General features: G+C 72.0%; 19 protein-coding genes. 10 read left to right on the top strand and 9 right to left on the bottom strand.

Annotation, left to right across the window (positions count from 1 at the left end):
* The first annotated feature begins 117 nt into the window (after positions 1–117).
* Positions 118–1,455 carry a M14 family metallopeptidase gene (locus tag OG247_RS27165; RefSeq protein WP_327254676.1) on the top strand — a complete coding sequence of 446 codons (1,338 nt, stop codon included), beginning with the start codon at positions 118–120 and terminating at the stop codon, positions 1,453–1,455.
* 75 nt (positions 1,456–1,530) lie between these two features.
* Here the strand turns inward: OG247_RS27165 and OG247_RS27160 are convergent, their stop codons facing one another.
* The 4 genes from OG247_RS27160 to OG247_RS27145 form a co-directional block, all read right to left on the bottom strand.
* On the bottom strand, positions 1,531–3,444 hold the full coding sequence (locus OG247_RS27160; RefSeq protein ID WP_327254675.1) for a serine/threonine-protein kinase: 1,914 nt from the start codon (positions 3,442–3,444) through the stop codon (positions 1,531–1,533).
* Positions 3,445–3,586: 142 nt separating this feature from the next.
* Positions 3,587–4,063 carry a lamin tail domain-containing protein gene (locus OG247_RS27155; protein ID WP_442813660.1) on the bottom strand — a complete coding sequence of 159 codons (477 nt, stop codon included), beginning with the start codon at positions 4,061–4,063 and terminating at the stop codon, positions 3,587–3,589.
* A 159-nt stretch (positions 4,064–4,222) separates the two neighbouring features.
* Positions 4,223–4,636, bottom strand: a complete 414-nt coding sequence (locus OG247_RS27150; RefSeq protein WP_327254673.1) for a RidA family protein — start codon at positions 4,634–4,636, stop codon at positions 4,223–4,225.
* Positions 4,633–5,400: an IclR family transcriptional regulator gene (locus OG247_RS27145; RefSeq protein ID WP_327254672.1), complete on the bottom strand. Its 768-nt coding sequence runs from the start codon at positions 5,398–5,400 to the stop codon at positions 4,633–4,635. The genes OG247_RS27150 and OG247_RS27145 overlap by 4 nt, the downstream gene beginning before the upstream one ends.
* Positions 5,401–5,538: 138 nt before the next feature.
* Here OG247_RS27145 and OG247_RS27140 point away from each other — a divergent pair, with 138 nt between their 5' ends.
* From OG247_RS27140 to OG247_RS27125, 4 genes are all read left to right on the top strand, one after another.
* Entirely contained in the window at positions 5,539–6,816 is a 1,278-nt protein-coding gene (locus OG247_RS27140; protein WP_327254671.1) for an amino acid deaminase, read from the top strand.
* A gap of 4 nt (positions 6,817–6,820) precedes the next feature.
* Positions 6,821–8,407 (top strand): N-acyl-D-amino-acid deacylase family protein, encoded by a 1,587-nt coding sequence (locus OG247_RS27135; RefSeq protein ID WP_327254670.1) that lies wholly within the window; start codon positions 6,821–6,823, stop codon positions 8,405–8,407.
* A gap of 31 nt (positions 8,408–8,438) precedes the next feature.
* Positions 8,439–9,449 carry a YdcF family protein gene (locus OG247_RS27130; RefSeq protein ID WP_327254669.1) on the top strand — a complete coding sequence of 337 codons (1,011 nt, stop codon included), beginning with the start codon at positions 8,439–8,441 and terminating at the stop codon, positions 9,447–9,449.
* A gap of 79 nt (positions 9,450–9,528) precedes the next feature.
* A complete protein-coding gene (locus OG247_RS27125) occupies positions 9,529–9,714 on the top strand; it encodes a hypothetical protein (RefSeq protein ID WP_243340661.1) in 186 nt (61 codons plus the stop codon).
* Between the two features lie 84 nt (positions 9,715–9,798).
* Here the strand turns inward: OG247_RS27125 and OG247_RS27120 are convergent, their stop codons facing one another.
* Positions 9,799–10,479: a TetR/AcrR family transcriptional regulator C-terminal domain-containing protein gene (locus OG247_RS27120; protein WP_327254668.1), complete on the bottom strand. Its 681-nt coding sequence runs from the start codon at positions 10,477–10,479 to the stop codon at positions 9,799–9,801.
* Between the two features lie 120 nt (positions 10,480–10,599).
* Here OG247_RS27120 and OG247_RS27115 point away from each other — a divergent pair, with 120 nt between their 5' ends.
* The gene (locus tag OG247_RS27115; protein ID WP_327254667.1) at positions 10,600–11,280 is read left to right on the top strand and encodes a DUF4386 domain-containing protein; all 681 of its coding nucleotides are present in this window, start codon (positions 10,600–10,602) and stop codon (positions 11,278–11,280) included.
* On the opposite strand, the gene OG247_RS27110 is transcribed toward OG247_RS27115, so the two are convergent.
* Complete coding sequence (locus tag OG247_RS27110) at positions 11,277–11,753, bottom strand: macro domain-containing protein (RefSeq protein WP_327254666.1); 477 nt, start codon at positions 11,751–11,753, stop codon at positions 11,277–11,279. The two genes, OG247_RS27115 and OG247_RS27110, sit on opposite strands and share 4 nt — an antisense overlap.
* Positions 11,754–12,063: 310 nt before the next feature.
* Between OG247_RS27110 and OG247_RS27105 the strand changes: the two genes are divergently transcribed.
* The 3 genes from OG247_RS27105 to OG247_RS27095 all read left to right on the top strand — a co-directional run bounded on the left by OG247_RS27105 (position 12,064) and on the right by OG247_RS27095 (position 15,073).
* Complete coding sequence (locus OG247_RS27105) at positions 12,064–13,275, top strand: PTS transporter subunit EIIC (protein ID WP_327257640.1); 1,212 nt, start codon at positions 12,064–12,066, stop codon at positions 13,273–13,275.
* Positions 13,276–13,277: 2 nt separating this feature from the next.
* Entirely contained in the window at positions 13,278–13,574 is a 297-nt protein-coding gene (locus OG247_RS27100) for a DeoR family transcriptional regulator (protein ID WP_327254665.1), read from the top strand.
* Between the two features lie 287 nt (positions 13,575–13,861).
* Complete coding sequence (locus OG247_RS27095; RefSeq protein ID WP_327254664.1) at positions 13,862–15,073, top strand: pyridoxal phosphate-dependent aminotransferase; 1,212 nt, start codon at positions 13,862–13,864, stop codon at positions 15,071–15,073.
* A 108-nt stretch (positions 15,074–15,181) separates the two neighbouring features.
* Here OG247_RS27095 and OG247_RS27090 read toward each other — a convergent pair whose 3' ends face one another.
* Complete coding sequence (locus tag OG247_RS27090; protein WP_327254663.1) at positions 15,182–15,823, bottom strand: biliverdin-producing heme oxygenase; 642 nt, start codon at positions 15,821–15,823, stop codon at positions 15,182–15,184.
* A complete protein-coding gene (locus OG247_RS27085; RefSeq protein WP_327254662.1) occupies positions 15,820–16,935 on the bottom strand; it encodes a polyprenyl synthetase family protein in 1,116 nt (371 codons plus the stop codon). Before OG247_RS27085 ends, OG247_RS27090 begins: the two co-directional genes overlap by 4 nt.
* Before the next feature lie 316 nt (positions 16,936–17,251).
* Between OG247_RS27085 and OG247_RS27080 the strand changes: the two genes are divergently transcribed.
* The gene (locus OG247_RS27080) at positions 17,252–17,650 is read left to right on the top strand and encodes an SCO4983 family protein (protein WP_327254661.1); all 399 of its coding nucleotides are present in this window, start codon (positions 17,252–17,254) and stop codon (positions 17,648–17,650) included.
* Positions 17,651–18,048: 398 nt separating this feature from the next.
* On the opposite strand, the gene OG247_RS27075 is transcribed toward OG247_RS27080, so the two are convergent.
* Positions 18,049–18,699: a hypothetical protein gene (locus tag OG247_RS27075; RefSeq protein WP_327254660.1), complete on the bottom strand. Its 651-nt coding sequence runs from the start codon at positions 18,697–18,699 to the stop codon at positions 18,049–18,051.
* Positions 18,700–18,798 lie beyond the last annotated feature (99 nt).

The following is an 18,798-nucleotide window of genomic DNA, read 5'->3' as shown; positions in this document are numbered from 1 at the left end:
CGGTAGGTGTGTGGGGATGGCCGATTGGCCGGTTTCGGGTTCTTGACCCGGACATGCCACGAGAGCACGCTGTGCGCGTCCGCACGGCTACCCCCACACTCCCACCCAGGAGAACGCATGCGGCTCCACCACCGCCGAAGGGCCGCCGTCACGGCGGCCCTTCTCGCGCTCGCGCTCGGCGCACCCGCCTACGGCATGAGCGCGACGGCAGCCCCGCCACCCGCCCCGTCGACCGCCACCCAGGACGAGTCGATCGCCCAGTACGAGATCCAGGGCCCGTCCACGGCGACGGAACGCACCGCCCTGCTCCGTACCGGCGTCTCCATCGACGAGGTGGACGCCCGCTCGGTCGTCGTCAGCGCCGACCCGATGCAGGCCAAGAAGCTGCGCACACTCGGCTACGAGCTGACCGCGCTGCCCGGACCGCCGGACCGCTCCGACGGGCGCGACATCGCCGCCGGGATCAACGACTTCCCGTCGAAGGACGCGCTTTACCACAACTACGCCGAGGCGAGCGCGGAGATCGACCAGCGCGTCGCCCAGTACCCCTCGATCATCAGCAAGCGGGTCATCGGGAAGTCCTACCAGGGCCGGGACCTCGTCGCGATCAAGATCAGCGACAACGTCGCGACCGACGAGGCCGAGCCCGAGGTGCTCTTCACCGCGCACCAGCACGCCCGTGAGCACCTGACCGTCGAGATGGCCCTGTACCTGCTCAAGGAGTTCGGCTCCAAGTACGGGACGGACTCGCGCGTGACCAACATGGTCAACAACCGCGAGATCTGGATCATCCCCGACCTGAACCCGGACGGCGGCGAGTACGACATCGCCTCCGGCTCGTACCGCTCCTGGCGCAAGAACCGGCAGCCCAACGCCGGCTCCTCCTACGTCGGCACGGACGAGAACCGCAACTGGAACTACAAGTTCGGCTGCTGCGGCGGTTCCAGCAGCAGCAAGAGCTCCGAGACCTACCGGGGCCCGGCCGCCGAGTCGGCGCCCGAGGTGAAGGCGGTCTCCGACTTCGTGCGCAGCCGCGTGGTCGGCGGCAAGCAGCAGATCAAGGCCGCCATCGACTTCCACACGTACAGCGAGCTCGTGCTGTGGCCGTACGGGTGGACGTACAACGACACGGCGCCCGGCCTGACCGCCGACGACCTGGCCGTGTTCAAGAAGATCGGCACCAGCATGGCGGCCAGCAACGGCTACACGCCGGAGCAGTCGAGCGACCTGTACATCACCGACGGGACGATCGACGACTGGCTGTGGGGCGACCAGAAGATCTTCGGCTACACCTTCGAGATGTACCCGGCCAGCTCGGGCGGCGGCGGCTTCTACCCGCCGGACGAGGTCATCGAACGCGAGACGGCGCTCAACAAGGATGCGGTGCTGCAGCTCCTGGAGAACGCGGACTGCATGTACCGGTCGATCGGCAAGCAGGCGCAGTACTGCCCGTAGCACTGGCAGCAGCACTTGTCGTCACGTGAACCGGGGCGCCCCACCGCCAGGGGGGCGCCCCTTCTCCGTGTCCGCTCAGTCCTTCTCCGCGTCCTGGGCGTTGCGCCAGATCGTGAGGTCGACGGTGAGGTACCGGGTCGACTCCTTGTCGCCCGTCCTGCCGCGGAAGGTCGCCACGGCGATGTGCCCGGCCTTGCTCAGCACGCAGACCTGAGAACCGTCCGTGAGCTCGTCGAGGCCGAGCTTCTCGGTGAAGCGCGTCACCGTGCGGCAGGTCTCCAGGGAACCCTTCTCGGAGTTGTTCAGCAGGACGAGCTTGCCGTTGTCGGTGCCGAACCTCTCGTCCCCGAACAGGGTGTCCCGGTAGTAGAAGAGGTCCCCGCTTCCGTAGAGCACGCCGCTCTTGGTCTCGGCGGGGCGCGGCGGATTGTCGGCGAACATCACCTGGTGGTTCTCGGGCATCTCGATGCGCTGGTACGAGACCGGCTTCGGGTCGGCGCGCTTGCCGGACCCGCCCGGCGAGGCGCTCGCGCTCGCCGTGCTGCCGCTGCCGCTGCCGGGTGATCCGGCCGCACCGTTCTTCTTGGAGTCGTCCGGCAGCAGGGACCCGAGGACGGCGAGCCCGATGACCGCACCCACGACGGACAGCGTGACGATCAGCCCGGTCCGCTTGGGGCGGGTCGGCGCGGGCGGGTACGGAGCCTGCCCCCACCCGGGCTGCGCGTACGAGGGCTGCGCGTACGAGGGCTGGGCGTACGAAGGCTGCGGGCGCGAGGGCTGCGGGTGCACGGGCTGCGGGTACGTGGGCTGCGCGTACGAAGGCTGCTGGTGCTGAGGCTGCGCGTACGGCGGCGGCGTCCCGTAGCCGGGCGGCACCGTCGCCGGCCCGGGCGGCACCGGCCCGGGCTGCGCCGGAGCGGCCTGCGCCGGAGCGGCCTGCGCCGGAGCGGCCTGCGTCGGGGCGGCGGCCAGGCCGGTGGGCGCGTACCCGGGCGCGGCGGAGGGTGCCGGAGGCTGCGCGGAGACCTCGGTCGGAATCGGTGTGACCGGCTTCGGAGGCGGGGTGGGGGCCGGGGCGGGCAGCAGCTGCACCCGCTCGGTGATGGAACCGGCGACCGCGCGCGGCAGCCAGTCCTCGCCCTGGCGCAGCGGCTCGGTGCCCGCGGCGGCGTGGCACAGCGCGATGACCTCGGTCAGCGCCGGGCGGTCGGCCGGGTCGCGGCTGAGGCAGCGGGTCACCAGCGGCCGCAGCTCCTCGGGCAGCCCGCTGAGATCGGGGTCCTCGTGCACGATCCGGTAGAGCACGGCGTGCGAGGGCCCGTCCCCGTAGACGGAGGACCCGATCGCCGCGAAGGCCGCGATCTGGCCGAGGGCGAACACGTCGGTGGCCGGGCTGATCGTGCCCGCCGAGGCCTGTTCGGGCGCCATGAACGCCGGGGTGCCGACGCTGACGCCGGTGCTGGTCAGCGCGGTGCTGTCGGCCGCGCGGGCGATGCCGAAGTCGATGACGCGCGGGCCGTCGGAGGCGAGGAGGACGTTGGCGGGCTTCAGGTCGCGGTGGACGATGCCCGCGCCGTGGATGACGGTCAGGGCCTCGGCGACCCCGACGGCCAGCAGCAGCACGCTGCGCGGAGGGAGTGCGCCGTGGTGGGCCACGGCGTGCGCGAGGGAGGGGCCGGGCACGTAGGCCGTGGCCAGCCAGGGCTGGGAGCCCTCGGTGTCCGAGTCGATGACCGGAGCGGTGTAGAGCCCCTGGACCCGTTCCGCGGACCGTACCTCCTGCTGGAAGCGCCGCCGGAACTCCGGGTCTTCGCTGAACTCCGACCGGATCACCTTGATGGCGATGGGCCGGCCGCCCGGCGTGTACGAGAGGTACACCTTGCCCATGCCGCCCGCACCGAGCACCGCCGCGAGCCGGTAACCGCCCACGACTTCGGGATCGTCCGCCTTGAGCGGTTGGAAGATGCCTGCCGAAGGTGCGCTGCTCATGAGGATCCGTCCCTGCTGGCGGCGTTCCCGGCCCCCGCCGGCGCCCCGAAGTCATCCGTGAGGGTACCCAATGCGCGATCGCCTCACGGTCCGGGAACGCGGTGCCGGCGGCGGGAGTTCGCCCGCCGCCGGTGTGTGCCGGTCAGCCGTGGAAGGTGATGTACCCGTTGCCGTCGCGGTCGGATCCGCTCTTGGTGTAGGCGTGCGAATCGGCGGACTTGCCGGACGGGGTGGACAGGTGGATCGTGTCGCGGTCGTTGTTCCAGATGAAGTTGCAGCTGCCGCGGTAGGCCACGTTGCCGGCGTCGGACTCGGTGCCGTATCCGCCACGGAGCTTCACGAAGTCACCGGGCTGGAGGTAGTGGTTGTTGGTGAAGGTGAAGCGGTTGCCGGTGGCGTCCTTGACGACGTAACCCTTGAGGTTCACCGTCGCCGTGGTGGAGTAGTTCTTGATCGTCAGGTACTCCGCGGCGGTGTTGCCGGTGGAGCAGCTGTTGGAGTCCGCGCCGGGGGCGTCGTACTGGACTCCGCGGACCTTCAGGGAATAGCCGGACTCGGCGGCCTGGGCCGGGGTGACGGCGAGGGCCGCCAGCGTGCCGGTGGCTATGACCGCGGCCATGACGGAGATCTTGCGCAAGAGAGTTCCCCCCACATTGTGTGTATAAAGCGCGCTCAAGATACACAGAATGTGGAAGGTTCTCGCCGTTGTGCACACAACGTGAGACGTACGCCCGGGCCGCCAACTCCCTTGGGGCGCAGGGCTCGCACCGGCTCGGACTCAGGCGTCGAGCACCGCGAGGGCGTCGATCTCGATCAGCAGGCCGCCGGGGAGACCCACGTAGACGGTGGTGCGGGCGGAGGGGGCCTGCTTGAGGTTCTGCTCCTCGAAGTAGGCGTTGTAGATCTCGTTCATCTCCGCGAAGTGCGTGGTGTCGGTGAGGTAGACGCGCAGCATCATCACGTCGTCCCAGCCCGCGCCGCCCGCCTCCAGGACGGAGCGGACGTTCTCCAGCGTCTGGAGGGTCTGCTCGCGCAGGGTGGGGCCGGCCGGCGTGGGCTCCTGCCCGTCCACGTGCGGGAGGAAGCCGACCTGGCCGGCGACCTGGAGGATGTTGCCCTTGCGGACGCCGTGCGAGAACTTCGCGGGCGGGGCGGTGTGGGTGGCGGGGATGATCGCGATCTTGTCGGTCATGGCTGCCTGTCTTCCTGTGCGGGGCCCGAGCCTGAGTACTCGCGGCCGATGGCGTCGGCGGTCCGCCGTACGAGCGGGAGGAGTTCGAGCAGCCCCGCGACGGGGAGGACCACGCCGGGGGCGGAGACGGACATCGCGGCGACCACGCGGCCGTCGGGTCCGCGGACGGGGGCGGCGAGGCAGTTCAGGGACTCTTCGTGGCCGCCGAGGTCCGTGGCCCACCCCTGGGCGCGTACGAGGTCCAGCTCGCGCAGGTACGCGGCGGCGTCGGGGGTGGAGCGGGCGGTGTAGGCCGGGTACTCGATGCGCGCGGCCAGGGCCCGGCGCTCCGCCTCCGGCAGGTCGGCGATCAGCAGCTTCGCCACGGCGGCGACGGTGAGGGGGACGGGCCGGCCGATGCGCGAGTACATCCGTACCGCGTAGCGGCTGTCCACCTTGTCGACGTAGACGACCTCGTCGTCCTGGTGGAGGGCGAGGTGCACGGTGTGCCCGGTGGTCCGGTTCAGTTCCAGCAGGTGCGGGTGCGCGATCTCGCGCACGTCGAGGTTCTCGATGGACTCGGCGGCCAGGGCGAAGAGGGAGGCACCGAGCCGGTAGCGCCCGTCGGCCTGCCGGTACGCGAAGCCGTGTTCCTGGAGGGTCCGCAGCAGCCGCAGGGCCGTGCTCTTGTGCACGCCGAGCACCTCGGCGACCTCGCCGAGCCCGGCCGGGCCCTTGGCCAGGGCAGGCAGGATCCGGAGCGCCCGCTCCACCGACTGGCTCACGCCGCGCACCTCCGTACGGAACCGGGACCCGGACCCGTTGACCCGTCGTCATCCGGGATGTTAGACAGCACGCAGCGGCACACGCAACGACTGTTGCACTCTACGCAACAACCGCAACCGCCCGGGAGGCACACACCCATGCCCAGCGACCCCGTCCAGGCCCTCGCCCAGGAGCCGGTGGACCACCGGTTCAAGGGACTCCCCCCGGATGCCGCGCAGGCGGGCCTCACCGTCGGGGAGCTGACCGCCCAGCGGCGGAGCCTCCACACCGGCGGGTTCACCACGCCCGTGCTCACCCTCGACGCGGAGGCGCTGAGCCACAACCTCGCCGCCCTCGGCACCTACGCCGAACGCCACGGCCTGGCCTTCGCCCCGCACGGCAAGACCTGCATGGCCCCGCAGCTGTTCCGGCGTCAGCTCGAGCACGGCGCCTGGGGCATCACCGCCGCCGTGCCCCACCAGGCCCGCGTCTACCGGGCGTTCGGCATCCAGCGGATCTTCCTCGCCAACGAGCTCGTCGACGCCGCCGCCCTGCGCTGGGTGGCCGCCGAGCTCGCCGCGGACCCCGGTTTCCGCTTCGTCTGCTACGTGGACTCCGTGCGCGGGGTCCAGCTCATGGACCGGGCCCTGGCGGGGCAGCCGCAGCGCGTCGACGTGGTCGTCGAGCTCGGCGCCGGGGAAGGCGCCCGCACGGGTGCCCGTACGGACGAGGACTGCCGGGCCGTCGCCGACGCGGTGGCGGGGACCGACACCCTGCGCCTGGTCGGCATCGCCGGATACGAGGCGGAGGTGCCCGGCGCCGACCCCGACTCCGTGCACGCCTACCTGCGGCGGCTCACCGGCCTGGCGGCGGAGTTCGACAAGGCCGGGCGGTTCGCGGAGGTCGACGAGATCGTCGTCAGCGCGGGCGGCTCCGCCTGGTTCGACGCCGTCGCCGACGTGTTCGCCGAGCTGCCGGAGCTCTCGCGGCCGGTCCTGAAGCTGCTGCGCTCCGGTGCGTACGTCTCCCACGACCACGGCTGGTACACCCGGCTCACCCCCTTCAACCGGGTCCCCGAGGAGGGCGGCCTGCGCCCCGCCTTCCGACTCTGGACGCAGGTGGTCTCCCGGCCCTCCCCCACCCAGGCGTTCGTCAACGCCGGCAAGCGGGACATCGCCTACGACCTGGGGCTGCCCGAGGCGGAGCTCGTACGCGATCCGCTCACCGGCGCCGAGCGCCCGGCGACGGGCGTCCGCGTCCTCAAGCTCTCCGACCAGCACGCCTGGCTGGAGACGGACTCCGCCGAGGACGTGGAGGTCGGCGACTGGGTGGCGCTGGGCATGTCCCACCCGTGCACGATCTTCGAGAAGTGGCCGCTGATCCCGGTGGTGGAGGCCGACGGCACGGTCACGGAGTACGTCCGGACCTTCTTCTAAGCCCATGGACCTGGTCATCCGCGGGGCCCGCGTCGTCGACGGCACGGGCGGGCCCTCCTACACCGCCGACGTCGCCGTCCACGAGGGCCGCATCGCCGAAGTGGGCAGCCGGATCGCGGGCGGCGGGCGGCGCACGCTCGACGCCCGCGGGCTCGCCCTGGCCCCCGGTTTCATCGACATGCACGCCCACAGCGACCTCGCCCTGCTGCGCGATCCGGACCACGGCGCGAAGGCCGCCCAGGGCGTCACCCTCGAGGTCCTCGGCCAGGACGGCCTGTCCTACGCCCCCGTCGACGACCGCACGCTGGGCGAGGTGCGGGCCGCCATCGCCGGCTGGAACGGCACGGGCGAGGACATCGACTTCGACTGGCGCACGGTCGGCGGATACCTGGACCGGCTGGACCGGGCCCACGGCGGGCAGGGCATCGCCGTCAACGCCGCCTACCTCGTCCCCCAGGGCACCGTCCGCGCCCACGTCCTCGGCTGGGGCGACCGCCCCGCCTCCCCGGCCGAGCTCGACCGGATGCGGGCCCTGGTCGCCGAGGGCCTCGCGCAGGGCGCCGCGGGCATGTCCTCCGGGCTCACCTACACCCCGGGCATGTACGCGTCCGGCGCCGAACTGACCGAGCTGTGCCGGGTGGTGGCGCGGTACGGCGGCTACTACTGCCCGCACCACCGCTCGTACGGCCGCGGCGCCCTGGCCGCCTACGCCGAGATGGTCGAGCTGACCCGCGAGGCCGGCTGCGCCTTGCACCTGGCGCACGCCACGATGAACTTCGGCGAGAACCAGGGCCGGGCGGGCGAGCTGCTCGCCCTGCTCGACGGGGCGCTGGCCGGCGGCGCCGACATCACCCTCGACAGCTACCCGTACACCCCCGGCTGCACCACCCTGGTCGCCCTGCTGCCCGGTTGGGCGAACGAGGGCGGGCCCGAGGCGGTCCTGGCGCGCCTCGGCGACGACGCCGAGGCCGAGCGGATCCGGTACGCGCTGGAGGTGGAGGGCGCCGACGGCTGCCACGGGGTCCCGGTCGACTGGTCGACCATCGAGATCGCCGGAACCACGGACCCGGCCTACGGGGCGTACGTCGGCACGCGCGTCCCGGACTGGGAGACGGCCCGGGCGCTGCTGCTGGGCGACCGGCTCGGGCCGAGCATCCTGCAGCACGTCGGGCACGAGGAGAACGTACGGGCGATCATGCGCCACCCGGTCCACACGGGTGGCTCGGACGGCATCCTGCAGGGCGCGAAACCGCATCCGCGGGCCTACGGCACCTTCCCGCACTACCTCGGGCACTACGTGCGCGAGCTGGGCGTCCTCTCCCTGGAGGAATGCGTCGCCCACCTCTCCGGCCGGCCCGCCGCCCGGCTGCGGCTGGCGGACCGGGGTCTGGTGCGCGTCGGGCACCGGGCCGATCTCGTCCTCTTCGATCCGCTGGCGGTCGCGGCCGGATCGACGTACGAGCGCCCGCGCGCGCTGCCCGCCGGGATCCCGTACGTGCTGATCGACGGGCGGTTCGTCATCCGGGACGGGCGCAGGACGGACGTCCTCGCCGGGCGGGCGGTCCGCCGCACGCCACACGACGGCCTCTGAACATTCATACTTCACACCTACGATGAGCGGCATGTTCGCATTTGTCCCTGCCGCCCTCTTCCTCACCCTCTTCGGCGTGAGCGTCCGGGCCGACCGCCGCCGTTTCCGCAACGCGGTCTACCTGGGCCTCACCTTCATCTTCACCTCGGTCGGGCTGCTGTCCCAGGTCACGCGCCTGCCGTCCGGGGTGGCCCAGGCCGTGGTCCTGGCGGTCTTCCTGGTACCCACGGTCGGCACGCTCGCCCTCGGCGTCTTCCTGATCGGCAACGGACTGACGATGGTCCGCAAGGAGGGCCGGCGGCCCGGCAACCTGCTGTCCTTCGCGGCGGGCGTGGCGATCTTCCTCCTCATCGCCTTCGTCCTGGTGACGGCCGACACCGGACCGCCCGCCCTGGACGCCGTCGTGGCCGGAGTGGTCTTCCTCGTCGCGTACGTCTCCTTCCTCTTCCTCTGTTTCCTCGCCTACGCCTACCTCTACGGGCGGATCAAGGTGCGCGGGGACGTGGACTACGTGGTGATGCTCGGCTCCGGCCTGATCGGCGGCGACCGGGTCCCGCCCCTGCTGGCCTCGCGGCTGCGCAAGGGGCAGGCGATCCACGACGCCCAGATCGCGCGGGGCGGACGGGCGCCGCTGCTGCTGACCTCGGGCGGCAGGGGGACGGACGAGAAGGTCGCGGAGGCGCGGGCGATGGCGGACTGGCTGATGACCGAGGGCGGCGTACCGCGGGAGCACCTGCGGCTGGAGGACCGCTCCCGCACGACGGAGGAGAACCTCCGGTTCAGCCGGACCGTCATGGAGACGGAGATCCCCTCCTACCGCTGCGTGGTGGTCACCAACAACTTCCACGCCTTCCGCGCCGCGATGATGGCCCGCAAGGCCGGGGTCAACGGGCAGGTGCTCGGCTCGCCGACGGCGAAGTACTTCTGGCCGAGCGCGACGATCCGCGAGTTCGTGGCGGTGTTCTGGGAGCACAGGACCGCCAACCTCAGCATCTGCGGGGTCATCGTCGCCCTGACGGCGGCGCTGGCACTGTCGGCCTGAGGGCCGGGGCGACGCCGAGGTGCGTTCTTGGGGACACGGCCGGAGGATGGGGGCCAGGGGGACACAGCAGGAGGTAGCGATGGACAGTGAATCGGACCAGCAGCCCCAGCGCCCCGCCCACCTCTACACCGGGTCGGAGCACCCGTTCGACCCCGAGGACCTCGTGATGGCGCGCGGCCAGGACGTGACTCCGGAGCGGGTCGAGAAGGCACGCAAGCTGATCGAGAAGGAGGGCGCGAGGGCGCTCGAACGCTACCTCCCGTAGGCGGGCCCGGAGCGGGGCGGACCGGCCTCCCCGGTCCGCCCCGCGGTGCGCCGCCCGGTTCGCCCCGCGGCGCGCCGCGCAGCGTCAGGCGCGCGTGCTGGACCAGCCCCGGCGGCGGAGGTTTTCGAAGCCGTCCAGGAGGAGGTCCAGGGCGAATTCGAACTCGAACTGGTCGTCGCAGCCGCCGCCGACCGCGGAGCCGTCGTCGTGGGCGGCCGTCGCGGCCAGTTCCGCGATGTGCGGGTAGCGCGCCGCCATGGCGGGGTCGGGCGGGCCGGAGGGCCCCGAGGTGTCGAACAGCTCCTGGCTGAAGCCGAGCAGGCGGCTGCCCATCGCGTGCATGACGTGGTGCGTGAGGTCCGCGGAGAGGCCGCCGGCCCGCAGGAGCCCGGCCATCGAGTCCAGGTACGCCAGCACCGCCGGGGTGGGGCCGGTCCGCGACTCGATGACCCGGGCCGCCCAGGGGTGGCGCAGCAGGACCCGCCGGGCCGAGAGGATCCGCCCGCGGACCACCTGCTGCCAGCCGGGGCCGGCGGCCGGCGGGTCGATCTCGCCGACGACGGCGTCGGCCATGCCGTCGAGCAGCTCCTCCTTGTTGGCCACGTGCTTGTAGAGGGCCATCGGTACGACGTCCAGCTCCTGGGCGAGCCTGCGCATGCTGAGCGCGTCGATGCCGGTGGCGTCGGCGAGCGCGACGGCGGCGCGCAGGACGCGGTCCCTGTTCAGCGGGATCCGTTGCGTGTGCGTGGCTTCCTGCCGGGTCATTCCGGTTCGGTCCCTTCCCTGCCTCGACGACACCCCCTCCTTGACGAGTGTACGCCGTACACCTATGGTCACCTCAAGGTGTACGGCGTACACCTTCATCGAGCGAGGAGTGCCGAGAAGATGAGTCCCGACCGGAGAACCGCAGTGGCCGCCGGGTCGCTGTTCCTGCTGACCGAGGTCTCCGCGATAGTCGGGGCGATCCTCTACCGCCCCCTGCTGGGCGCGGCGGACGGCCGGCTCGCGCAGGGCGCCGACACGCAGGCCCTGCTCGGGGCGCTCTGCGAAGTGGTGCTCGTGGTGGCGGTGGCCGGCACCGGGGCGGCACTGTTCCCCGTCCTGCGGCGCCACGGCGAGGGGCTCGCGCTCGGGTACGCCTTCGGGCGACTGCTGGAGGCGGCCGTCATCGCCGTCGGGATCGTCGCCGTCCTGGCGCTCGTCACCCTGCGGCGGGACCCGGGAGCGGCGGACGGCGCGGACGGCGCGCTGGTGGCCGTGCACCACTGGACGTTCCTGCTCGGGCCCAACATCGCCCTCGGCCTGAACACCGTCCTGCTCGCGTACCTGGCGTACCGCGCACGGCTCGTACCGCGCTTCATCGCCGTGCTCGGACTGGCCGGCGGGCCGCTGATCTGCGCCTCGGCCGTCGCCGTGATGTTCGGCGCCTACGACCAGCTCTCCCCGGCGGGAGCGGTCGCGGCCCTCCCGGTCTTCGCCTGGGAGCTGGCGCTGGCCGGGTACCTGATCATCAGGGGCTTCAAGCCAGGCCCCGCCGCGGACGCCGCACCCCGCGCGGAGCGCTAGTCGAAGTCGTACACCGTGACGGCTATGCCCTTCGCGCACAAGCCGTCCCGGATCAGCGGCTCGATGCGCGACCACTTGCCGCCCGCGAGCCCACAGCCGATGCGGGGCATGTGGACGGAGGCCCCCAGCTCCGCGGCATGGACCGCCAGGAGCGCGAGGCAGCGCTCGACCGCCTCGTAGCGGATGGGCGGGCCGCCGCTGCCGGTGCGCATGCCGCGCTGGCCGACCATGTTCGCGACCCAGGTGTCGGGGCGGACCTGAACGAGCTGTACCGCGCCGAGCGCGAAGTCGTTCCCGCTGCGGCCCCTGTGCCAGGCCCGGTACGCGGCCTCCGGCTCGCTCCAGCGCTTCGAGAGCGCGAGGACGAACCCCTTCCCCCAGCCTCCGAGGTCGTTGCAGACGTGCGCGATGATCTTCGGCCCCCGGGCCTGCGGACTGCTCGCGTCCCCTCGGATGACGGTCGGCTGCTGCATGCGGATCCCCCTCTTCTCCCCTGCCCGGAAGGTATCCGGACCCCCTGACATCGCCGGAAGGCACGCACCTCGGGGGGCTTCGGACCTCAGCCTTCGGGTCGTAGGTCCACAGTCTGTCCAGCCATGGGTTTATGCGGTTTTAACCGTGTTACAACTGGAACATCGCGCTGCAAATGGCGCATTTTCCTTAGCTGTTGCCCAGCCCACACAAGCGCTGCCTGCCTTGGCAACACACCCGTTTCCGCTGGAGGAAGCAACCGTGAGTACAGCCGAGCAGACGGCCCCGTCTGCCAAGAAGAACTCCGCCGCGATGGCGGTCATGCAGCGCCTCGGCCGCAGCCTCATGCTGCCGATCGCCGTACTGCCGGCCGCCGCGCTGCTGATGCGCTTCGGCAACGCCGACATGCTGGGCAGCGAGTCGCTGCCGGGCTGGGTCAACGAGATAGCCAAGTACATGGCCGCCGGCGGCAACGCCGTCTTCGGCAACCTGGCGCTGCTGTTCGCCGTCGGTATCGCGGTGGGCTTCGCGAAGAAGTCCGACGGTTCCACCGGCCTCGCGGCCGTCGCCGGTTACGTGGTCTTCGCCAGCGTGCTCGGCAAGTTCAGCGACGGGAACGTGCCGCAGATCGAGGCGGTCGTCGACCACAAGTTCGCCATGATCGACGCCCCCGTCAACGCCGGTGTCCTCGGCGGTGTCGTCATGGGCATCGTCACCGCCCTGCTGTACCAGAAGTTCTACCGGACCAAGCTGCCGGACTGGGCGGGCTTCTTCGGCGGCCGCCGCCTCGTCCCGATCCTGTCCTCCTTCGCGGGCCTGGTCATCGGCATCGTCTTCGGTCTCATCTGGCCGGTGCTCGGCAAGGGCATCCACGGTCTCGGCGAGTGGCTGGTCAACTCCGGCTCCGTCGGCGCGGGCATCTTCGGCGTCGTCAACCGCGCGCTGATCCCCGTCGGCATGCACCACCTGGTCAACTCCTTCCCGTGGTACCAGGCCGGCGAGTACAACGGCGCCCACGGCGACATCGCCCGCTTCCTCGCCGGCGACCCGACCGCCGGACAGTTCATGACCGGCTTCTTCCCGATCATGATGTTCGCCCTCCCGGCGGCCTGCCTCGCGATCGTGCACTGCGCCCGCCCCGAGCGCCGCAAGGTCGTCGGCGGCATGATGTTCTCCCTCGCGCTCACCGCCTTCGTCACGGGCATCACCGAGCCCATCGAGTTCACCTTCATGTTCATCGCCCCGGTCCTCTACGCGATCCACGCGGTCCTGACCGGTGTCTCCCTGGCCCTGACCTGGGCGCTCGGAATGAAGGACGGCTTCGGCTTCTCCGCCGGCGCGATCGACTTCTTCCTCAACCTCGGCATCGCGTCCAACCCGTGGGGCCTGGCCGGCATCGGCCTCTGCTTCGCGGCGGTCTACTACTTCGTCTTCCGCTTCGCCATCACCAAGTGGAACCTGCCGACCCCCGGCCGCGAGTCCGACGAGGAGCTCGCCGAGCTGCTCAAGGCCGAGGCGAAGTAACCGTGCCCTCGACGCAGCGCACTCCCGGACGGGGACTGCCTTGCGAGGAGCGGCGTGAGCTGATCGCCGGCTCGGTACGGACCAGGGGCCGCGTGCGGGTCGCGGACCTCGTACGGGAACTGGGCGTCAGCCGGATGACGATCCACCGGGACCTCCAACACCTGGACGCCCGGGGCCTGGTCCGCCGGATCCGCTCCGGAGCCGATCCGGTGGACCCCGTGGACCCCGTGGACCCCGTGGACCCCGCGGCCCCCGCGGACCCCGCGGATCCGACCGACCCGACGGCCCCGACCGCCTGAGCTCCACCCCGAAAGCAGGGGCGGGGCGCCACCGACCGACCGGTGGCGCCCCGCCCGTTTTCACACCCGAGGACCCGGCAGGGTGACGAGCGCAACACCGGTCCGGCCCCCTCCGCCCGGCCCACCCATTCCGCAGGCCGGAGCGGGGAGCCGGCCCCGGTTTCCAAGGGTTCGTGGCACCCGTACCCAAGCTTTGCGCGAAAGGGGACATATCGGTCCGCCGACTACCCCTCCGCTCCGGGTCGAATAGCGGAGCGCGCCCGCACCCGGACCCGTAAGCTCCCGTCATGCAGGTGATCCAGTCAACGAAACTCGCCAATGTCTGCTACGAGATCCGCGGCCCCGTGCTCGAAGAGGCGATGCGGCTCGAAGCAGCAGGTCATCGCATCCTCAAGCTCAACACCGGCAACCCCGCGGCCTTCGGCTTCGAGTGCCCGCCGGAGATCCTTGAGGACATGCTCCGCAACCTGGGCACCGCCCACGGCTACGGGGACGCGAAGGGGCTGCTCTCGGCGCGCCGTGCGGTGATGCAGCACTACCAGACCAAGGGCATCGACCTGGACGTCGAGGACATCTACATCGGCAACGGGGTCTCCGAGCTGATCCAGATGTCCATGCAGGCGCTGCTCGACGACGGCGACGAGGTGCTCGTCCCGGCGCCGGACTACCCGCTGTGGACCGCCTCCGTCAGCCTGGCCGGCGGCACCGCCGTGCACTACCGCTGCGACGAGCAGTCCGACTGGATGCCGGACCTCGCCGACATCGAGCGCAAGGTCACCGACCGCACCCGCGCGATCGTGATCATCAATCCGAACAACCCGACCGGCGCCGTCTACGACGACGAGATGCTGCGCGGGCTCACGGACATCGCGCGCCGCCACAACCTGGTCGTCTGCTCGGACGAGATCTACGACCGGATCCTCTACGACGGCACCACGCACACGAACACCGCCGCCATCGCGCCGGACCTGCTGACGCTCACCTTCAACGGGCTCTCCAAGAACTACCGCGTGGCCGGCTACCGGTCCGGCTGGATGGCGGTGTGCGGACCCAAGAAGCACGCCTCGTCGTACATCGAGGGCCTGACGATCCTGGCGAACATGCGGCTCTGCGCCAACATGCCCTCCCAGCACGCGATCGCCACCGCGCTGGGCGGCCGCCAGTCGATCAACGACCTGGTGCTGCCCGGCGGGCGGATCCTGGAGCAGCGCGACACGGCGTACGACCTGCTGACGCAGATCCCGGGCATCACCTGCGTGAAGCCCAAGGGCGCGCTGTACCTGTTCCCCAAGCTGGACCCGTCCGTCTACAAGATCAAGGACGACCGGCAGATGGTCCTCGACCTGCTGCGCGAGGAAAAGATCATGGTCGTGCACGGTACGGGCTTCAACTGGCCCGAGCCCGATCACTTCCGGATCGTGACGCTGCCCAACACGAAGGACCTCGCCGACGCGGTCACCCGGATCGGCAACTTCCTCGACGGGTACGGCCAGCCGTAGGCCCCCGGCACGCGTGGACGGCCCCCGCGCGCGGACCCGTGAGGACGGGCCGCGCACGGGGGCCGCGCCGTTCTGCGCGGCCGCGGCGCTCTACGCGACTGCGGCGTCCTACGGGGTCGCGGCGAGTCCGGTGGACAGCGCCCCGGTGATCGCGGCGATGTGGTGGTAGGCGCGCCCGACGGCGGTGATCACGCCGTCCTGCTCGCCCTGCCCGGGGAGCACCTCGTTCAGGCGCGCCGTGAAGCGGGCCCAGCGCTCCCGGTCGCCGCTGGCGTAGTACGCCACGCCGTCCGTGTCGCGCAGCCCGTAGGCCTCGGCGACGTAACGGCGCAGGATCATGCCGCCGAGCGTGGAGCCCTCCAGTACGTAGAGGAACCCGAGCAGCGCCCGGGGGTCCGAGAGCGCGGCGGCGCGGATCTCCCGCGCGAAGGCCCCCGCCGGTGCGGCCGCGACGGACGCCGGGAACACCCCGTCCTCGGCGAAGTACATCAAGTCGCGGTCTATGAGGGGGAGTTTGACCAGGTCCGCCGACCACACCGAGGTGACGCACGGGCCGGTGGCGCGGGAGAGTTCCTCCTCCAGCGCCTTCAGGACCACACGGTAGGCGGCGAGCTGGTCGACGTACCGGTCGAGCGGAAGCGTCCCGGCGAGCATCGCCGTGGAGAAGGCCGTGGCCTCCAGGTTCTCGTGCCGGGTACGGGTGCTCGCGCGGATGCGCTCGACCACCGTCGGGCAGCCCGTGGGGCTCATGCGCCGTCACCCTTCAGGAGCGTCGCGTGCAGCCGGTCGATGAGGTGCCCCTTGCGCTCGATCGTCACGTCGAAGTACCGCGCGCTCCGCTCGGAGCGGCACACTCCGCGCACCGCCTCCATCGCCGCGCGCTTGAGCTCCACGGCCTCGGCCGCGAGGACGAGGAGCGTCGGCCGCAGGTCCGGATGGCCGAGCACGAACTCCTTCAGCCGGGCTCCGACGAGCTCGCCCGGGGCGCGCTGGTCCGCGGGCGCGGAGTCGAGCAGTTCGAGGAAGACCCGGTTGCTCAACTGGCCGAAGTCCTCGTGGGTGCCCCGGCCTGCGAACTCGGGCACGAAGTCGGTCAGGTCGTTGAACAGCTGGCTGGCCAGGCCGAGGTCGCGCATCGCGCCGTCCAGGATCCGCCGCTCGTCCTCCACCACGCCCAGGGCGGCCACCGCCGCGTCCAGCGGCATCCAGAACAGCGTGCCCGTCTTGAGCGCGGCCGTCGACTCCCAGAACGCCACCCGCTCGGCGCGGGGCGCGGCCACCAGTTCGGCGCGGGTGAGCGCGGTGCGCGTGGAGACGTCGACGGCCTGGCCGGTGAGGCCCCGGCCGACCGAGCGCAGCAGGCTCCGTACGACGGCCGGCTCGGCCGCGTGCTCCAGGGCCGCGGTGATCAGCAGGGCGCCCGTGTTGAGGGCGAGCGGAATGCCGTGGGCGACGTGGAGGGCGGGCTCGCCGTAGCGGATGCCGCTGCCGTCCTGGACGTCGTCGAGGGCGACGGCGGCCTTCAGCAGCACGCGTACCGCCACCGCCGCCCGGCGGACCGCGGCCAAGTCCTCCGCGGAGGCCTCCTCGCCGGCCGGGCCGGGGAAGCCCCGGTAGTTGCGGTAGGCCCAGAACACCATCGAGGGGCGCAGCGGGGCCCCGCCCGCGGGCGCTCCCGCGGTGGGCTGCCTGACCAGAGCCTGCTGCCCCACCTTCGAGCCGACGGCATCGGCGACCGGCGCGTACAGGGACCGGCCCAGCGCCGCCTCGTACACCGATTCCGGCGCGGCCGCCGCCGCCCCGGTCAGGGAGGCCAGGAAGGCCGCCAGGTCGTCCTCCAGGAGCGCCGCATCGCTCCGCACCACCGCCTCTACCGCTGCGTCTGCCGCCGCCTCTGTCGCTGCCTCTGTCGCGGATATGCCGGATGCGTCCGGCGCATCCGATGCGTCTCTCGTACCAGCCATGACCGCCCACCCCGAACTTCACGTACATCGGCCCGCAAGGACTTCCCCCTGCGGGTACCGGAAGGAGAAGAGTGAAGGCCGTTCCCCGACCGTCACAAGACGCATTCAAGCCGACGCAGGCGATCAGGACACCGACACACGAGAGGCAAGATTCAGCTCAACTTTAGAACCAATCCAATGTAGGATGGTCCCCTGACCACGCAGGAGGACTCCCATGTACGAGCCGATTCGCACCAAGGCGGTCGACCCCCGCATAGGCGTCCACCGCAGCGACTACCCCCGCAGCAGCCGCGCCGAAGCCCTGGACATCCAGCTCGCCGGACACCTCGCGGCGCTGCTCACCGTGACCGACGAGCTCGGCCTCGACGAGGCCGCCGCCGCCGTCGCCGCCCAGGTGACCCGCCTGCGCGGGGCCCAGCCCACCCGCGCGCCCCAGCAGCCCGGCCGGGCGGCCGACACCGAGGCCGCCGCCTCGCTGCACCAGCGCGCCCACGACCTCGCCGCCCGCGCCCTGCTCGTCGCCGCGTCCCGCGCCGACACCACGGTCGCGATCCTCGCCGCCGAGCGCATGGACGCGCACTCCGCCGCGCTCGACCTCGTCGGCGCCCACTGACGGCCCCGGTCCGGGGCCGCGGAGGCTCCGGACCGGGCGCCACGCCCTGCGGGGCTCGAACGCGCAACCCCCTTCGGCCGCGCCCGCTGGATGGCGCCACCGTGCGGATGGCCCCGCCCGGGGGCCCTGTCCGGCGGATGAGTCCGCCCGGCGGGCCGCGCCTGCCGGCCTGAGGCGGCTCCGCCCCGGCGGGGCGGGGCCCTGCGGGGCCTGTCCCCTACCCGCCCTTCGCCCGTTCCCCGGGCTCCGCCCGGACCCGCGCCTCAAACGCCGGCGAGGCTGAGAACGCCCGGACCGGTCCCCGAACGCCGACAGGGCTGGGGATGCCCGCACCCGGTCCCCAGACGCCGACAGGGCTGGGGAATGTCCGCCGGACGGGCTGGACGTGTTCGGTGGGGTCAAAGGTGCCGTGCAGCGGCAAATCCAGCCTCGCCGGCGTTTGAGGCGCGGGGTCTGGGGCGGAGCCCCAGGGAACGGGCGAAGGGCGGGTCCGGGGCAAAGTCAGCGGCGGCGATGCCGCACCAGGGGATCACTGCCGGGGGCCAGACCGGGCCGACGACCTCGCCCCACTCCGTCCCGGCAGGCGGCACACCCGGGATCCGCGCAAGCGCCTGCGGCCCCCGCACGTCCGGGGAACCAGGCACCGCGGGCCCCGCCCCCCCGTCCGGGGATCCGGGCCGCACCGCAGGCCCCGCCCCGTTCGGGGAACCGGGAGCCGCGGGTCCCGCCGACCCGTTCCGGGATCCGGGCCGCGCCGCAGGCCCCGCCGACCCGTCCCGGGCCGCCGGCGGCTGTTCGCGGAACTCCACGGTGACGACGTACGCACCCTGCTCCGGGAAGCCGTTGACCGCCTCCACCGAGGCGACCACGCGCCGGCTCGTCGGGTCGATCCGGCAGCCGGTGATGCGTACGTCGTCCGGCGCGGCCTCCGCCGACCGCGCCGCCGGCCGCCCGCCCGCCCACACGTACAGCCCCAGCGGGGCGAAGACCAGCAGTCCCGCCACGAACACCAGGGCGACCAGCCAGCCCTGCCACTTCAACGCGCTCACGCCCATGACACGATCCTCCCGGCAGCCCGCCCCGGTCACCAGCACCCACGGGCCCACACAGCATTTCGAAGTGGGACCGCCTCGTCACCTCGCGTTCAC

This window comes from Streptomyces sp. NBC_01244, from assembly GCF_035987325.1.
GTDB lineage: Bacteria > Actinomycetota > Actinomycetes > Streptomycetales > Streptomycetaceae > Streptomyces.
This window is presented reverse-complemented; position numbering and strand designations above follow the sequence as displayed.

What these genes read in the sequence shown, in the direction of transcription:
- OG247_RS27165 (WP_327254676.1), top strand. Translation starts at nt 118, where the DNA reads ATGCGGCTCCACCACCGCCGAAGGGCCGCCGTCACGGCGGCCCTTCTC.
- OG247_RS27160 (WP_327254675.1), bottom strand. Translation starts at nt 3,444, where the DNA reads ATGAGCAGCGCACCTTCGGCAGGCATCTTCCAACCGCTCAAGGCGGAC.
- OG247_RS27155 (WP_442813660.1), bottom strand. Translation starts at nt 4,063, where the DNA reads ATGGCCGCGGTCATAGCCACCGGCACGCTGGCGGCCCTCGCCGTCACC.
- OG247_RS27150 (WP_327254673.1), bottom strand. Translation starts at nt 4,636, where the DNA reads ATGACCGACAAGATCGCGATCATCCCCGCCACCCACACCGCCCCGCCC.
- OG247_RS27140 (WP_327254671.1), top strand. Translation starts at nt 5,539, where the DNA reads ATGCCCAGCGACCCCGTCCAGGCCCTCGCCCAGGAGCCGGTGGACCAC.
- OG247_RS27135 (WP_327254670.1), top strand. Translation starts at nt 6,821, where the DNA reads ATGGACCTGGTCATCCGCGGGGCCCGCGTCGTCGACGGCACGGGCGGG.
- OG247_RS27130 (WP_327254669.1), top strand. Translation starts at nt 8,439, where the DNA reads ATGTTCGCATTTGTCCCTGCCGCCCTCTTCCTCACCCTCTTCGGCGTG.
- OG247_RS27125 (WP_243340661.1), top strand. Translation starts at nt 9,529, where the DNA reads ATGGACAGTGAATCGGACCAGCAGCCCCAGCGCCCCGCCCACCTCTAC.
- OG247_RS27120 (WP_327254668.1), bottom strand. Translation starts at nt 10,479, where the DNA reads ATGACCCGGCAGGAAGCCACGCACACGCAACGGATCCCGCTGAACAGG.
- OG247_RS27115 (WP_327254667.1), top strand. Translation starts at nt 10,600, where the DNA reads ATGAGTCCCGACCGGAGAACCGCAGTGGCCGCCGGGTCGCTGTTCCTG.
- OG247_RS27110 (WP_327254666.1), bottom strand. Translation starts at nt 11,753, where the DNA reads ATGCAGCAGCCGACCGTCATCCGAGGGGACGCGAGCAGTCCGCAGGCC.
- OG247_RS27105 (WP_327257640.1), top strand. Translation starts at nt 12,064, where the DNA reads ATGGCGGTCATGCAGCGCCTCGGCCGCAGCCTCATGCTGCCGATCGCC.
- OG247_RS27095 (WP_327254664.1), top strand. Translation starts at nt 13,862, where the DNA reads ATGCAGGTGATCCAGTCAACGAAACTCGCCAATGTCTGCTACGAGATC.
- OG247_RS27090 (WP_327254663.1), bottom strand. Translation starts at nt 15,823, where the DNA reads ATGAGCCCCACGGGCTGCCCGACGGTGGTCGAGCGCATCCGCGCGAGC.
- OG247_RS27080 (WP_327254661.1), top strand. Translation starts at nt 17,252, where the DNA reads ATGTACGAGCCGATTCGCACCAAGGCGGTCGACCCCCGCATAGGCGTC.